At 46.9% G+C, this 16,015-nt stretch carries 12 protein-coding genes, 1 tRNA gene and 1 pseudogene; all 14 read right to left on the reverse strand.

What is annotated here, in order from left to right; all coding sequences use genetic code 11:
* Positions 1–69 (reverse strand): annotated as a pseudogene (locus RDY34_RS10170) (GTP-binding protein); the annotation flags it as partial.
* A gap of 87 nt (positions 70–156) precedes the next feature.
* Complete coding sequence (fusA, locus tag RDY34_RS10175; RefSeq protein ID WP_003749540.1) at positions 157–2,262, reverse strand: elongation factor G; 2,106 nt, start codon at positions 2,260–2,262, stop codon at positions 157–159.
* 18 nt (positions 2,263–2,280) lie between these two features.
* Positions 2,281–2,751, reverse strand: a complete 471-nt coding sequence (gene rpsG, locus RDY34_RS10180; RefSeq protein ID WP_002242159.1) for a 30S ribosomal protein S7 — start codon at positions 2,749–2,751, stop codon at positions 2,281–2,283.
* A gap of 117 nt (positions 2,752–2,868) precedes the next feature.
* On the reverse strand, positions 2,869–3,240 hold the full coding sequence (gene rpsL / locus RDY34_RS10185) for a 30S ribosomal protein S12 (protein WP_002218431.1): 372 nt from the start codon (positions 3,238–3,240) through the stop codon (positions 2,869–2,871).
* Between the two features lie 257 nt (positions 3,241–3,497).
* Positions 3,498–7,673 (reverse strand): DNA-directed RNA polymerase subunit beta', encoded by a 4,176-nt coding sequence (gene rpoC / locus RDY34_RS10190; protein ID WP_308074877.1) that lies wholly within the window; start codon positions 7,671–7,673, stop codon positions 3,498–3,500.
* A gap of 156 nt (positions 7,674–7,829) precedes the next feature.
* Entirely contained in the window at positions 7,830–12,008 is a 4,179-nt protein-coding gene (gene rpoB, locus RDY34_RS10195; protein ID WP_308074876.1) for a DNA-directed RNA polymerase subunit beta, read from the reverse strand.
* Between the two features lie 189 nt (positions 12,009–12,197).
* The gene (rplL, locus tag RDY34_RS10200; protein ID WP_003677916.1) at positions 12,198–12,569 is read right to left on the reverse strand and encodes a 50S ribosomal protein L7/L12; all 372 of its coding nucleotides are present in this window, start codon (positions 12,567–12,569) and stop codon (positions 12,198–12,200) included.
* 57 nt (positions 12,570–12,626) lie between these two features.
* A complete protein-coding gene (rplJ, locus tag RDY34_RS10205) occupies positions 12,627–13,127 on the reverse strand; it encodes a 50S ribosomal protein L10 (protein WP_003680699.1) in 501 nt (166 codons plus the stop codon).
* Between the two features lie 223 nt (positions 13,128–13,350).
* Positions 13,351–14,046 carry a 50S ribosomal protein L1 gene (gene rplA, locus RDY34_RS10210; RefSeq protein ID WP_003680698.1) on the reverse strand — a complete coding sequence of 232 codons (696 nt, stop codon included), beginning with the start codon at positions 14,044–14,046 and terminating at the stop codon, positions 13,351–13,353.
* Positions 14,046–14,480 (reverse strand): 50S ribosomal protein L11, encoded by a 435-nt coding sequence (rplK, locus tag RDY34_RS10215; protein ID WP_002220151.1) that lies wholly within the window; start codon positions 14,478–14,480, stop codon positions 14,046–14,048. The genes rplA and rplK overlap by 1 nt, the downstream gene beginning before the upstream one ends.
* 101 nt (positions 14,481–14,581) lie before the next feature.
* Positions 14,582–15,118: a transcription termination/antitermination protein NusG gene (gene nusG, locus RDY34_RS10220; RefSeq protein ID WP_308073888.1), complete on the reverse strand. Its 537-nt coding sequence runs from the start codon at positions 15,116–15,118 to the stop codon at positions 14,582–14,584.
* A 1-nt stretch (position 15,119) separates the two neighbouring features.
* Positions 15,120–15,398: a preprotein translocase subunit SecE gene (secE, locus tag RDY34_RS10225; protein WP_002215367.1), complete on the reverse strand. Its 279-nt coding sequence runs from the start codon at positions 15,396–15,398 to the stop codon at positions 15,120–15,122.
* Between the two features lie 114 nt (positions 15,399–15,512).
* Positions 15,513–15,588 (reverse strand) — tRNA-Trp (locus tag RDY34_RS10230).
* 6 nt (positions 15,589–15,594) lie between these two features.
* Positions 15,595–16,015, reverse strand: a 421-nt coding sequence (locus tag RDY34_RS10235; protein WP_308184570.1) for an EF-Tu C-terminal domain-related protein, incomplete at its 5' end; no start/stop codon positions are given.

The following is a 16,015-nucleotide window of genomic DNA, read 5'->3' on the forward strand; positions in this document are numbered from 1 at the left end:
ATGGTCAACGTGACCGATGGTGCCAACGTTTACGTGCGGTTTGCTACGTTCGAATTTTTCCTTAGCCATGAGCTAATTCCTTTACATTAAAGATCGATTAAAGAACAATGCCGTCTGAAAAATCATTTCAGCCTTTCAGACGGCCTATTTGCCTGATTAGCCTTTACGGGCTTCAGTTACAGCAGCAGCTATGTGGGCAGGAGCTTCAGAATATTTCTTGAACTCCATAGAGTAAGTAGCGCGGCCTTGGGTTGCAGAACGCAGGTCGGTCGAGTAACCGAACATTTCTGCCAAAGGTACTTCGGCACGGACTTTTTTACCGCCGATACCGTCATCATCCATACCCAATACAACACCGCGACGGCGGTTCAAGTCGCCCATTACGTCGCCCATGTATTCTTCCGGGGTTTCCACTTCAACTGCCATGATTGGCTCAAGCAGGGCAGGAGATGCTTGACGCATACCTTCTTTAAACGCTTGAGAAGCAGCCAATTCAAATGCCAATTGGGAAGAGTCGACATCATGGTAAGAACCGAATACCAGACGGATACGTACGTCAACTACAGGATAGCCGGCAACGATACCGTTAGGCAACGTATCGCGGATACCTTTATCGACAGACGGAATAAATTCGCGAGGAATCACACCACCTTTAATTTCATCGATAAACTCGTAACCTTCACCACCCGGTTCCATAGGTTCCATTTCAATCACAACGTGACCGTATTGACCTTTACCACCGGATTGTTTTGCATGTTTGTATTCAGCTTTAACGGCTTTGCGGATAGTTTCACGGTAAGCCACTTGAGGCGCACCGATATTTGCTTCCACACCGAATTCGCGCTTCATACGGTCAACAATAATTTCCAAGTGCAGCTCACCCATACCGGAAATAATGGTTTGACCGGACTCTTCGTCTGTGCGGACACGGAAAGAAGGGTCTTCTTTAGCCAGACGGTTCAGGGCGATACCCATTTTCTCTTGGTCGGCTTTGGTTTTCGGCTCAACGGCAATATGGATTACCGGCTCAGGGAATTCCATGCGCTCCAAGATAATCGGTGCATTTTCTGCACACAGGGTTTCACCAGTAGTAACGTCTTTCAGACCGATAGCAGCGGCAATGTCGCCAGCGCGTACTTCTTCGATTTCAGTACGGTCTGCAGCAGTCATTTGTACCAAACGGCCGATACGTTCACGAGTACCTTTTACTGAGTTCAATACGGTATCACCGGATTTCACAACGCCAGAGTAAACGCGAATAAAGGTCAATTGACCAACGTATTTGTCGTTCAACATTTTGAACGCCAATGCAGAGAATTTCTCTTCATCGCTGGCTTGACGGCTGTCGGCTTCTTCAGTGTTAGGATTAACACCTTGAACCGGAGGAATATCGGTAGGAGCAGGCAGCAATTCTACAACTGCATCCAACATACGTTGAACACCTTTGTTTTTAAATGCAGAACCGCACAACATAGGTTGGATTTCACCTGCCAAAGTACGTTGACGTAATGCACCTACGATTTCTTCCTCGGTCAGCTCATCGCCACCCAAGTATTTGTCCATCAATTCTTCGCTGGCTTCTGCTGCGGCTTCAATCATGTTTTGACGCCATTCCTCGGCAGTTTCAACCAATTCGGCGGGAATGTCGCCATAAGTAAAGGTCGTACCTTTATCGGCCTCATTCCAAATGATGGATTTCATTTTCAGCAGATCAACAACACCGGTGAAACTGTCTTCTGCACCCACCGGAATAACAATAGGCACTGGGTTTGCGCGCAAACGGGTTTTCATTTGCTCGACAACGCGGAAGAAGTTGGCACCTTGACGGTCCATTTTGTTTACAAATGCCAAGCGTGGTACTTGGTATTTGTTAGCTTGACGCCATACGGTTTCGGATTGAGGTTGAACACCACCCACCGCGCAGTAAACCATTACCGCACCATCCAACACACGCATAGAACGCTCTACCTCTACGGTAAAGTCAACGTGTCCTGGGGTATCGATGATGTTGAAGCGGTGTTCAGGGAATTGTTTCGCCATACCGGACCAGTAGGAAGTTACGGCAGCAGAGGTAATGGTAATACCACGCTCTTGCTCTTGTTCCATGTAGTCGGTAGTAGCCGCGCCATCATGCACTTCGCCCAGCTTGTGGGTCAAACCAGTATAGAACAAAATACGTTCTGTCGTCGTGGTTTTACCCGCATCGATATGGGCGGAAATACCAATGTTGCGGTACAGGCTGATCGGGGTCTTACGAGCCATTTTATTAGCCTTTCAAAATTAGAAACGGAAGTGAGAGAATGCTTTGTTGGCTTCAGCCATGCGGTGTACTTCTTCACGTTTTTTCAACGCACCGCCACGACCTTCGGCCGCATCAATCAATTCGCCTGCCAAACGCAGATCCATAGATTTCTCACCACGTTTACGGGCCGCATCACGAACCCAACGCATTGCCAAAGCCAAACGGCGTGAAGGACGAACTTCAACAGGAACTTGGTAGTTTGCACCACCTACACGGCGGCTTTTCACTTCCACGATAGGTTTGGCGTTTGCAATGGCTTCGTTAAATACTTCGATTGCTGCTTTGCCGGTTTTTTTCTCAATTTGCTCCAGCGCACCGTAAACGATACGCTCTGCAACAGATTTTTTACCGTCAATCATCAATACGTTCATGAATTTAGTCAGCTCAACGCTGCCGAATTTAGGATCTGGCAGTACGTCGCGCTTAGGGACTTCTCTACGTCTTGGCATTTTAATTTCCTTTAATCTATTCAGTTGGGTCAATTCCCATGAATACCCAATTGAGTATTCACTTACTCGGCCGTTGTTCAGCTTAGGCGGCCGACGTGCCTATTTGAGTCCCGATAATTATTTAGGACGCTTAGCACCGTATTTAGAACGGGCTTGTTTACGGTCTTTAACACCTGCAGTATCCAAAGAACCGCGTACAGTGTGGTAACGTACACCTGGCAAGTCTTTTACACGACCGCCGCGAATCAGTACGACGCTGTGCTCTTGCAAGTTGTGGCCTTCACCGCCGATGTATGAAATGACTTCAAAACCGTTGGTCAGGCGAACTTTACATACTTTACGCAATGCAGAGTTAGGTTTTTTAGGGGTAGTCGTGTATACACGGGTGCACACGCCACGTTTTTGCGGGCAAGCTTCCAGTGCAGGCACTTTGTTTACGTACACAGGCTTTTGACGGCCTTTGCGTACCAATTGGTTGATAGTTGGCATATTTTCTCGTCCTGTTGAGTTAAATACTTGCCGACACCTTGTCGACAAGAGTGGAATTATATTTTTATTGCAAGCATACAGTCAAGCGCAAGATCAGGAAGATTCATCATTTTTCTTTTTTCAGATAAACATTTAGGTCCCTTATACTCATAAACAACTATTACCAGAAAGGAAATCACTAATAATTTAAATGCCGTCTGAAAGAAAAACCGCAAGCTTAAAGCTTGCGGTTTTGTATTGAATAAACGCACCGAAGATTATTCATCCGTTACTTGGGTTTCAGCAGTCTCCTGCTCCACCTCTTGCCATTGTTGATGACGGCTGCGGTGGTAAGTCAAACCGGTACCGGCAGGAATCAAACGACCGACGATGACATTCTCTTTCAGACCACGCAACTCGTCTTGTTTACCCATGATGGCGGCTTCGGTCAGAACGCGGGTTGTTTCTTGGAACGATGCGGCAGAAATGAAGCTGTCGGTGGACAGAGAGGCTTTGGTAATACCTAACAGTACGTTTTCGTAACGTGCCGGCTCTTTGCCTTCTTCCAAAGCTTTTTCATTGGCTGTCATCACATCGCCACGTTCAACTTGCTCACCGGTAATAAATTCGGTTTCGCCTGAATCGACAATATTCACACGGCGCAGCATCTGACGGATGATGACTTCGATGTGTTTATCAGAAATCTTCACACCTTGCAGGCGGTAAACCTCTTGCACCTCTTGGACAATGTAGCGTGCCAGTGCTTCGATACCTTGCAGACGCAGAATATCGTGCGGATCGACCGCGCCGTCCACAATGGTTTCGCCTCGGTTTACCACTTGACCGTCGTGTACCAAAATCTGTTTCTCTTTGGAAATCAAAGTCTCGTATGCTACACCGTCCACGTCAGTGATAATCAGACGTTGCTTGCCTTTGGTCTCTTTGCCGAAGGAAACGGTACCGGTAATTTCCGCCAGCATACCTGCATCTTTCGGCACGCGTGCTTCAAACAACTCGGCAACGCGCGGCAGACCGCCAGTAATGTCGCGGGTTTTGGAAGAGGCTTGCGGGATACGCGCCAATACGTCACCTTTACCGATTTCCTGACCTTCGCGCACAGTAATCACTGCGCCCACTGGGAACGCCATGGATACCGGAGTAGAAGTACCGGGAATACAGATTTCCAGACCGTTTTCATCCAACAATTTCACAGTCGGACGCAGCAGTTTGGATGCGCTGCTGGAACGGCGTTTACCGTCAATCACCACCAAAGTGGACAAACCGGTTACATCGTCAGTTTGTTTGGCAACGGTTACACCCTCTTCCACGTTTTCGAATTTCACCAAACCTGCGTGTTCGGTAATCATCGGACGGGTATGCGGATCCCAAGTTGCCAAGGTTTGACCGGCTTTAATGGCCATACCGTCTTGTACCAGCAGGATGGCACCGTAAGGTACTTTGTGGCGTTCGCGTTCACGGCCGATGTCATCATGAATCACGACTTCGCAAGAGCGGCCGATGACAACCAATTCGCCTTTGTTGTTGGCAACATAACGCATTTGGCTGCTGAATCGTGCCGTACCGTTGGATTTGGCTTCAACTTGGCTGGCTGCTGCCGCACGGGATGCCGCACCACCAATGTGGAACGTACGCATGGTCAACTGGGTACCCGGTTCACCAATGGATTGTGCAGCAATCACACCAACTGCTTCACCGGCGTTAACCAGCTTACCGCGTGCCAAGTCGCGACCATAACAGTGCGCACACAAGCCATGGCGGGTTTTACAAGTAATCGGGGTGCGGACTTTGACTTCATCGACACCGGATTGGTCAATCATATCCACCAGTTTTTCAGTCAACAACGTACCGGCTTCAACCAATGTTTCGCCACTTGACGGATCGACAACGTCAGACGCGGTAACACGACCCAAAATACGATCGCGCAATGCTTCAATCACATCACCGCCTTGTACCACTGCTTTCATCACAAAGCCGTCTGAAGTGCCGCAATCGTCTTCAACAACGACCAAGTCTTGGGTTACGTCTACCAGACGACGGGTCAGGTAACCAGAGTTTGCCGTTTTTAACGCGGTATCCGCCAAACCTTTACGCGCACCGTGAGTCGCAATAAAGTATTGCAATACGGTCAAACCTTCGCGGAAGTTAGAGGTAATCGGCGTTTCAATAATCGAGCCGTCAGGTTTGGCCATCAAACCACGCATACCGGACAACTGTTTAATCTGAGCCGCAGAACCACGAGCACCAGAGTCAGCCATCATGTAAATAGAGTTGAAGGATTCTTGGTCAACTTCGTTGCCGTCACGGTCGATGACTTTTTGTTTGGACAAGTTATCCATCATCGCTTTAGCGATTTTATCGCCGGCACGACCCCAAATATCGACCACTTTGTTGTAACGTTCGCCGTTGGTAACCAAACCTTGACGGTATTGGTCTTCGATTTCTTTAACTTCGGCATTAGCTTCAGCCAGCAAGGCTGCTTTTTCTTTTGGAATTTCCATGTCATCAACAGCAATGGAAATACCGCCTTTTGCCGCAAAACCGAAACCGGTGTACATCAGGTGGTCAGCAAAGATAACCGTATCGCGCAAGCCGCACAGACGGAATGATGCGTTAATCAGTTTAGAAATTTCTTTTTTCTTCAGCGCTTTGTTGATGTACTCGAACGGCAGGCCTTTAGGCAAGATTTCGCTCAACAATGCACGGCCGACGGTTGTTTCATAACGGTTAACGACAGGCTCAAACTCACCTGCTTCGTTTTTCACCCATTCACGCAGACGTACGGTAATTTTCGTACCCAGTTCAACCTGTTTGGTATGGTATGCACGATGCACTTCTTTCACATCAGCAAACAGGCTGCCTTCGCCTTTGGCATTGATACGGTCGCGGGTCATGTAGTACAGACCCAATACGATATCTTGAGAAGGTACGATAATTGGTTCGCCGTTGGCTGGAGACAATACGTTGTTTGAAGCCAGCATCAGCGTGCGTGCTTCCATTTGTGCTTCCAAGCTCAATGGAACGTGTACCGCCATTTGGTCGCCGTCAAAGTCGGCGTTGAACGCGGCACACACCAATGGGTGCAACTGAATCGCTTTACCTTCAATCAAGATAGGTTCAAACGCTTGAATACCCAAACGGTGCAGGGTCGGCGCACGGTTCAGCATAATCGGATGTTCGCGGATGACTTCTTCCAAGATGTCCCATACTTCCGGTACTTCTTGCTCTACCAATTTTTTCGCTGCTTTAACGGTAGAGGCCAAACCTTGTTTTTCCAATTTGTGGAAAATGAACGGTTTGAACAGTTCCAACGCCATTTTTTTCGGCAGACCGCATTGGTGCAGGCGCAGGTATGGACCTACGGTAATCACGGAACGGCCGGAGTAGTCCACACGTTTACCCAGCAGGTTTTGACGGAAGCGGCCGCCTTTACCTTTAATCATGTCAGCCAATGATTTCAGCGGACGTTTGTTGGCACCAGTCATGGCTTTACCGCGACGGCCGTTATCCAACAGAGAGTCAACTGCTTCTTGCAACATACGTTTTTCGTTGCGGACGATAATGTCGGGCGCATGCAGTTCCAACAGACGTTTCAGACGGTTGTTACGGTTGATAACGCGGCGGTACAAATCATTCAAATCGGAAGTGGCAAAACGACCACCATCCAATGGAACCAACGGACGCAAATCAGGCGGCAATACCGGCAGCACATCCATAATCATCCATTCCAGTTTCATACCGGAACGGTGGAAGGCTTCCAATACTTTCAAACGTTTGGCGATTTTTTTGATTTTGGTGTCAGAACCGGTAGATTCCAGCTCTTGACGCAGGATTTCGATTTCACCTGCTACATTCAAGGTACGCAGCAATTCGCGGATACCTTCCGCACCCATTTTGGCATCGAAATCGTCGCCGTATTCGTCCAGCTTGTTGTAGTAATCGTCTTCAGTCAGCAATTGACGACGTTGCAACGGAGTCATGCCGGGATCGGTTACCACAAATGCTTCAAAGTACAATACGCGTTCGATGTCGCGCAAAGTCATGTCCAGTACCATACCCAAGCGGGAAGGCAGGGATTTCAAGAACCAAATATGGGCAACTGGTGCTGCCAATTCAATGTGACCCATGCGTTCGCGGCGCACTTTGGACAGGGTCACTTCTACGCCACATTTTTCACAGGTTACGCCTTTAAATTTCAAGCGTTTGTATTTACCGCACAAACATTCATAGTCTTTGACCGGGCCAAAGATTTTGGCACAGAACAAACCGTCACGCTCAGGTTTGAACGTACGGTAGTTGATGGTTTCAGGTTTTTTAACTTCGCCATAAGACCATGAGCGGATGGTTTCGGGAGAGGCAATACCGATTTTGATGGCATCAAACTCTTCTTCCATACCTGCGGTTTGCAACGGATTAAATAAGTTCAACAAATTCATTTCTGCTCCTTGAAGGAAGTATTTTTACCGCATGGCGGATTTTCGATATTGGGAAACGGTACTTTTGATTTCAGACGGCCTAAATGCCGATTGCTTCATTCTTATTCTGAAACCGCTTTTTCAGACGACCTTGAAAGGCCGTCTGAAAACTTCTGTTTAGTAACGTTCCAAATCGATATCCAAGCCCAGTGAGCGAATCTCTTTAACCAATACGTTGAAGGATTCAGGCATACCGGCATCGATTTTGTGTTCACCTTTGACGATGTTTTCGTACATTTTGGTACGGCCGTTCACGTCGTCAGACTTCACAGTCAACATCTCTTGCAGCGTGTAGGCTGCGCCATATGCTTCCAGTGCCCAAACCTCCATCTCACCGAAACGTTGACCGCCGAATTGGGCTTTACCGCCCAGAGGCTGCTGGGTAACCAGACTGTATGGACCGGTAGAACGCGCGTGCATTTTTTCGTCAACCAAGTGGTGCAGTTTCAGATAGTGCATCACACCTACTGTTACCTTGCGGTCAAACGGTTCGCCAGAGCGTCCGTCATACAGCGTGATTTGGGTCTTGCTGTCGTTAAAGCCCAATTTTTCAACTTCAGGATCATCGCTCGGATAAGCCAAATTCAGCATTTCGCGGATTTCAGACTCTTTCGCACCGTCAAACACCGGCGATGCGAAAGATGCGCCTTTACGCAGGTTGGAGGCCAGTTCGATGATTTCTTCATCAGTCAGGGCATCCAAATCTTCTTTCTTACCGCTGCCGTTGTAGAGTTTGTTCAAGAACTCGCGCAACTCGCTGGCTTTGCGTTGCTCTTTCAGCATACGGTCGATACGCTCGCCGATACCTTTTGCTGCCCAACCCAAGTGAACTTCCAAAATCTGACCGATGTTCATACGGGAAGGTACACCCAACGGGTTCAGTACGATGTCCACAGGACGACCGTCCGCCATGTAAGGCATGTCTTCCACTGGCAGAATGCGTGATACCACACCTTTGTTACCGTGGCGACCCGCCATTTTGTCACCGGCTTGTAGACGGCGTTTGATGGCGATAAATACTTTCACCATTTTTTGTACGCCCGGTTGCAGCTCGTCGCCCTGGGTCAGTTTTTTCTTCTTGATCTCATACAACTCATCCGCTTCTTCGCGTTTTTGTTGCAGGCTCAATTTAATCAGTTCCAACTGTTTGGCCAAATCTTCGTCAGCCAGACGGATGTCAAACCAATCATGTTTGCTGGACAGGCTTGCCAAATATTCGGTAGTAATTTCGCTGCCTTTAGCCAGCTTCATCGGACCACCATTGGCTTTTTGACCAACAATCATACGTTCGATACGGTCGAATGCGTCATTATCGAAAATACGCAATTGGTCGTTCAAATCCAAACGGTAGCGTTTCAACTCGGAATCAATAATCGACTGGGCGCGTTTGTCGCGTTGGATGCCTTCTCGGGTAAAGACTTGAACGTCGATAACCGTACCGCTCATACCGGTAGGCATACGCAATGAAGTATCTTTTACGTCAGACGCTTTTTCGCCGAAGATGGCGCGCAGCAGTTTTTCTTCAGGAGTCAGCTGGGTTTCGCCTTTAGGCGTTACTTTACCTACCAACACATCGCCGGCTTCTACTTCCGCACCGATATAAACGATACCGGATTCGTCCAAACGGTTTTGCATACGCTCGGACAAGTTCGGAATATCGCGGGTAATGTCTTCCGCACCCAGCTTGGTATCGCGGGCAACAACATTCAATTCCTCAATGTGAATCGAAGTATAGCGGTCGTCCGCAGCCACTTTTTCGGAAATCAGAATCGAGTCTTCGTAGTTGTAACCGTTCCACGGCATGAAGGCGATGGTCATATTTTGACCCAAAGCCAATTCGCCCAAATCGGTGGACGCGCCGTCGGCCACCAAATCACCGCGTTGCAAAACATCGCCGGCTTTGACGGCAGGACGCTGATTGATATTGGTAGACTGGTTGGAACGGGTAAATTTAACCAAGTTGTAAATATCGACACCCACTTCACCGGCAGTCGCTTCGTCGTCATGGACACGGATCACAACGCGGTTGGCATCGACATACTCGACCACGCCGCCTCGGCGGGCAACGATTGCAGTAGCAGAGTCAACGGCAACAGAACGCTCGATACCGGTACCGACCATCGGTTTTTCAGGACGCAGGCAAGGCACTGCCTGACGTTGCATGTTGGCACCCATCAATGCACGGTTCGCGTCATCATGTTCCAAGAATGGAATCAGGGATGCCGCAACGGATACCACCTGACCGGTTGCCACGTCCATATATTGGACGCGGTCGGGCGTTGCCATAATGGTTTCGCCTTTTTCACGACAGGTAACTAAGTCACCAATCAGATTACCGTCTGAATCCAAATCGGCATTCGCCTGTGCAATCACATAGCGGCCTTCTTCGATGGCAGACAAGTAATCGATTTCCTCGGTTACTTTGCCGTCGATAACGCGGCGGTAAGGCGTTTCCAAGAAACCGTAATCATTGGTGCGCGCATAAACGGACAATGAGTTGATCAAACCGATGTTCGGACCTTCAGGCGTTTCAATCGGACATACGCGGCCGTAGTGGGTCGGATGCACGTCCCGCACCTCGAAGCCGGCACGTTCGCGGGTCAAACCGCCCGGACCCAATGCGGATACACGGCGTTTATGGGTTACTTCAGACAAGGGGTTGGTCTGATCCATAAATTGGCTCAATTGGCTGGAGCCGAAGAATTCTTTAATCGCGGCAGAAACAGGTTTCGCATTGATCAAGTCATGCGGCATCAAGTTCTCAGATTCTGCTTGGTTCAAACGCTCTTTAACTGCACGTTCTACACGAGCCAAACCGCTGCGGAATTGGTTTTCAGTCAACTCACCCACAGAACGAACACGACGATTACCCAAGTGGTCAATATCGTCTACTTCGCCATGACCGTTACGCAGTTCAACCAATGTGGCAATGGAAGCAACGATGTCTTCAACGCTCAGAACGTAACCGCCTTTTTCAGATGCACCGGCCAAAGTTTCGTTCAGCAAACGGCCATACCAAGAGTTTTGCTGTGCTTCAGACAATTTTTGCTCGTATGTACGCGTATTAAATTTCATACGGCCTACGCGAGACAAATCATAGCTGTCTTCACTGAAGAACAAGCGGTTGAAGAGCTGCTCAACAGCTTCTTCGGTAGGCGGTTCGCCAGGACGCATCATGCGGTAAATTGCTACGCGTGCAGCTTGCTGATCAGCAGTTTCGTCTGTACGCAGAGTGCTGGAGATGTAACCACCTTGATCCAATTCATTGATATAAAGGGTCGTAATTTCTTTTACGCCATGGATATCAAGTTTGGCCAACAGTTCTTCTGTAATTTCATCGTTAGCAGAAGCCAATACTTCGCCAGTTTCCGGTTCAATCAGGTCAGCAGCCAATGCTTTACCCAACAGGCTTTCTGGTTCTACATCCAGACGAGTCAAACCTGCATTGGTAATATCACGGATATTTTTTGCAGTAATACGTTTACCTTTAGCGACCAGTACATTGCCTTCTTTATCCAAGATATCAACTTTGGCTGTTTCACCTTTCAGACGGCCTGTAACCAGATCAGTTTGAACACCGTTTGAAGACAAATAGAAAGTTTCTTTGTCGTAGAAAATATCCAAGATTTGTTCATTGTTGTAGCCCAAAGCTTTCAACAAAATCGTAACCGGCATTTTACGACGACGGTCGATACGGAAATACAGCAAATCTTTTGGATCAAATTCGAAATCCAACCATGAACCACGGTAAGGAATAATACGAGCAGAGAACAACAACTTACCGGAAGAATGTGTTTTACCACGGTCATGCTCAAAGAACACGCCAGGAGAACGATGCAGCTGGGAAACAATCACACGCTCAGTACCGTTAATCACAAACGAACCGCTTGGCGTCATCAATGGGATTTCGCCCATATACACTTCGTTTTCACGAACTTCTTTTACAGTCGGCTTAGATGCTTCTTTATCCAAAATCACCAAACGGATACGGGCACGCAATGGAGCCGCATAAGTAATGCCTCGCAATTGACATTCAGGAATATCGAACAAAGGATCGCCCAATGTGTAATGCACAAACTCCAAGCGCGCATAACCGTTATGGCTCACAATCGGGAAAATAGAATTAAATGCTGCTTGCAGACCATCATCAGTGCGTTGGTCAAAAGCATTTTCCAGCTGCAAAAATTTCGCATAAGAATCAATTTGGGTTGCCAGCAGGAAAGGAACATCTAAGACATTCTCTCGCTTTGCAAAACTCTTACGGATACGTTTTTTCTCGGTAAACGAATAGCTCATATACACTCCGAAAAGCAATTTTAAATAATAGGCCGTCTGAAACAACGGCATGCATCAACCTGATATTTACATTTATTTGCAATGATTTTATAAAGACTATGCAAATAAATGTAAACAATGCCTGATGCTTATTTTAAGAAGCAAAATAAGGCTGGCAGAAAACTGCCAGCCTTCATAGGAAGCATCAAATTATTTGATTTCGACTTTAGCGCCGGCTTCTTCCAGTTGTTTTTGGATGTCTTCAGCTTCAGCTTTAGAAACACCTTCTTTCAGAGTTTTAGGTGCACCGTCAACGATGTCTTTAGCTTCTTTCAGACCCAAGCCAGTGATAGCGCGGACAACTTTAATCACGCCAACTTTTTGATCACCGGCAGAAGCCAATACTACGTCAAATTCAGTTTTTTCTTCAGCAGCAGCTGCACCAGCACCTGCAGGACCTGCAACTGCAACGGCAGCAGCAGAAACGCCAAATTTCTCTTCAAAAGCTTTAACCAGGTCGTTCAATTCCATTACGGTCAAAGAACCAACGGCTTCCAAAATGTCTTCTTTAGTAATAGCCATGCTATTTTACTCCAAATATTGTATTAAAAAATAATTGATTAAATGAAACAAAATCGATTAAGCGGCTTCTTCGCCAGCTTTTTTCTCTGCCAAAGCAGCCAAACCACGTGCAAAGCCTGATACAGGAGCTTGCATAACGAACAACAGTTTGGACAACAGCTCTTCGCGGCTTGGAATAGAAGCCAACTCAGCAACCTGAGCAGGATTCATCACTTCGCCATTGTAAGAACCGGCTTTAACGATAATTTTGTCATCTTTTTTCGCGAATTGGTGCAGCACTTTAGCAGCAGCAACAGCATCTTCAGAAGCAGCGTAAACCAATGGACCAACCATTTGATCGGCCAAACCTGCGAATGAAGTACCCTCTACTGCGCGACGAGCCAGAGTATTTTTCAGAACGCGCAAGTAAACGCCTTCTTTACGTGCATTCGCACGAAGCTCAGTCATGCTGGAAACACTGATACCGCGATATTCAGCGACTACGAGAGTTTGAGCGTTAGCAATTGCTGCGCTAATTTCCTCTACGGCCACTTTCTTGGTTTCAATATTGAGACTCAAGGTCTACCTCCCACTGTTTATAAACAGGATACCGAAATGATATCCCACCAGCGCGGTAACCTAAAAAGACATCTTACAAGCAATCTTGCAATGTGTTTCAGGACTACCGTCTGCGTAGGGCAGTTACGATTAAATCTTACGATCCCTACGGTCTTGGACATCTACTTAATTTTAAGTAGCCCAAATTCAGGTAATCCAGAAAACTGGATCACCTGAAAATTTCTTAGTTGTTCACGCTTGTAGTATCAACGCGAACACCCAAACCCATAGTGCTAGATACAGCAACTTTTTTCAGGTACTGACCTTTAGCAGCAGCAGGTTTGGCTTTAACGATAGCATCCAGCAACGCATTGAAGTTTTCTTTCAAGTCAGCTTCAGCGAAAGAAGCACGACCGATAGTTGCATGAACGATACCGGCTTTATCTGTACGGTATTGTACTTGACCTGCTTTTGCATTTTTAACTGCTTCAGCAACGTTAGGAGTAACAGTACCTACTTTAGGGTTTGGCATCAAACCACGAGGACCCAAGATGGTACCCAATTGACCAACGATACGCATTGCATCAGGAGAAGCAATAACAACGTCAAAGTTCAGGTTACCAGCTTTGATTTCAGCGGCCAAATCTTCAAAACCGACAATATCTGCACCAGCTTCTTTAGCAGCATCTGCATTTGCACCTTGAGTAAATACAGCTACGCGAGTTGTTTTACCGGTACCTTTAGGCAGAACGACTGAACCACGAATAACTTGGTCAGATTTACGAGGATCAACACCTAGATTGAAAGATACGTCAACAGACTCGTCAAATTTAGCAGTAGCAGCTTTTTTAACCAAAGCAATTGCTTCATCGATTGCGTACAGTTTGTTAGCTTCAACAGAAGAGCGCAGAGCTTTCAAGCGTTTAGATACTTTAGCCATTATACAACACCCTCCACGTCCAAGCCCATTGAGCGAGCAGAGCCGGCGATAGTACGGACAGCTGCATCCAAGTCAGCAGCAGTCAAATCAGGCTCTTTAGTTTTAGCAATTTCTTCCAACTGAGCGCGAGTCAATTTACCCACTTTGTTAGTCAGAGGATTAGAACTACCTTTTTGCAGACCAGCAGCTTTTTTCAACAAAATAGAAGCTGGTGGAGTTTTCATCACAAAAGTGAATGATTTATCTGCAAATGCAGTGATCACGACTGGAATTGGTAAACCAGGTTCCATACCTTGGGTTGCAGCATTAAATGCTTTACAGAATTCCATGATGTTCAAACCACGTTGACCCAAAGCAGGACCAACTGGGGGAGATGGATTGGCTTTACCTGCAGGAATTTGCAGTTTGATGTAGCCGATAATTTTCTTTGCCACTTTTATAGGACTCCTAGAAACGGGTATAACGCGGAACCATTTCCGCTCCCCAAATTAATTTTTAATTTTATCGTTTTAATACTTATTTTTCAAGTATAAAATTAGTTAATCTTCTCAACTTGCCCAAACTCCAGCTCGACAGGTGTTTCACGACCAAATATCTGAACAGATACACGCAACTTGTTCCGCTCATAATTAACTTCATCAACAACACCATTAAAATCGGCAAACGGCCCCTCATTCACACGTATCTGCTGACCAACTTCAAATTTGATTTTTGGTTTGGGTTTCTCAGCACCAGTTTGAACCTGTTGCAAAATAATTTCAGCTTCTCTTTGGCTAATAGGCATGGGTTTATTAGCCGTTCCTCCGATAAATCCGGAAACACGAGGCGTACTCTTTACAAGATACCAAGAATCATTCGTCATTTCCATTTCCACCAACACATACCCCGGATATGACTTTCTTTCACTAATAGTCTTACGACCATTGCGAATATCAACAACTTTCTCTACAGGCACCAGAATTTGTCCGAAATAATCTCCCATCTCCTCACGGGCAATTCTCTCTTCCAATGTTCGTTGGACATTCTTCTCAAACCCCGAATACGCCTGTACAACATACCATTTTTTCGACATCTCAACCTTCCCTTCTCAGCAATACATCAAAAAATAACCACGAAATTGCTGTATCTGCCGCATAGATAAATATAGAAAGCACAGCAACAAACACTATAACAAATACAGTCATTCTGACAGCATCTTCACGCTTAGGCCAAACCACCTTTTTGAATTCGGACCAAGAATTTGAGAAATATGCAAAAAAACCTTCCTTACCGGAATTAGATGCAGATTCTTTATCCTGAACAACCAGTTGATCCACTTTAACGTTCTTTTTTTCAGGCGTATGTTCTGTCATATTATTTACCCATCATAGCATCTGTCTATTCTCAATCCATGTAAATGGCAAGAGAGTTTACTAAATAACAAATACAAAAAAATTAACCGGCACAAGGCCGGTTAATTTTTTATTTGGCAGGCCAAGAGGGTCTCGAACCCCCAACCCTCGGTTTTGGAGACCGATACTCTACCAATTGAGCTATTGGCCTCTAAACTTAAGCGATAACAGAAGAAACCACGCCGGCACCCACGGTACGGCCGCCTTCGCGAATCGCAAAGCGCAGGCCTTCTTCCATAGCGATAGGCGCAATCAGTTCTACGGTGATGGTTACGTTTTCACCCGGCATTACCATTTCCACACCTTCTTCCAAGGTAACCGCGCCGGTTACGTCGGTGGTACGGAAGTAGAATTGCGGACGGTAGTTGGCGAAGAACGGGGTATGGCGGCCGCCCTCTTCTTTGCTCAATACGTACACTTCTGCTTTGAACTTGGTGTGCGGAGTGATGGTGCCGGGTTTGGCCAATACCTGACCGCGTTCCACGTCTTCACGTTTGGTACCGCGCAGCAATACGCCTACGTTGTCGCCTGCCTGACCTTCGTCCAGCAGTTTGCGGAACATTTCAACGCCGGTACAG

Source organism: Neisseria polysaccharea (genome assembly GCF_963392925.1).
Classification (GTDB): Bacteria; Pseudomonadota; Gammaproteobacteria; order Burkholderiales; family Neisseriaceae; genus Neisseria; species Neisseria polysaccharea.

Bases quoted from the DNA above. Each gene is read 5' to 3' on its own strand.
- fusA (WP_003749540.1), bottom strand. From the start codon at position 2,262: ATGGCTCGTAAGACCCCGATCAGCCTGTACCGCAACATTGGTATTTCC.
- rpsG (WP_002242159.1), bottom strand. From the start codon at position 2,751: ATGCCAAGACGTAGAGAAGTCCCTAAGCGCGACGTACTGCCAGATCCT.
- rpsL (WP_002218431.1), bottom strand. From the start codon at position 3,240: ATGCCAACTATCAACCAATTGGTACGCAAAGGCCGTCAAAAGCCTGTG.
- rpoC (WP_308074877.1), bottom strand. From the start codon at position 7,673: ATGAATTTGTTGAACTTATTTAATCCGTTGCAAACCGCAGGTATGGAA.
- rpoB (WP_308074876.1), bottom strand. From the start codon at position 12,008: ATGAGCTATTCGTTTACCGAGAAAAAACGTATCCGTAAGAGTTTTGCA.
- rplL (WP_003677916.1), bottom strand. From the start codon at position 12,569: ATGGCTATTACTAAAGAAGACATTTTGGAAGCCGTTGGTTCTTTGACC.
- rplA (WP_003680698.1), bottom strand. From the start codon at position 14,046: ATGGCTAAAGTATCTAAACGCTTGAAAGCTCTGCGCTCTTCTGTTGAA.
- nusG (WP_308073888.1), bottom strand. From the start codon at position 15,118: ATGTCGAAAAAATGGTATGTTGTACAGGCGTATTCGGGGTTTGAGAAG.
- secE (WP_002215367.1), bottom strand. From the start codon at position 15,398: ATGACAGAACATACGCCTGAAAAAAAGAACGTTAAAGTGGATCAACTG.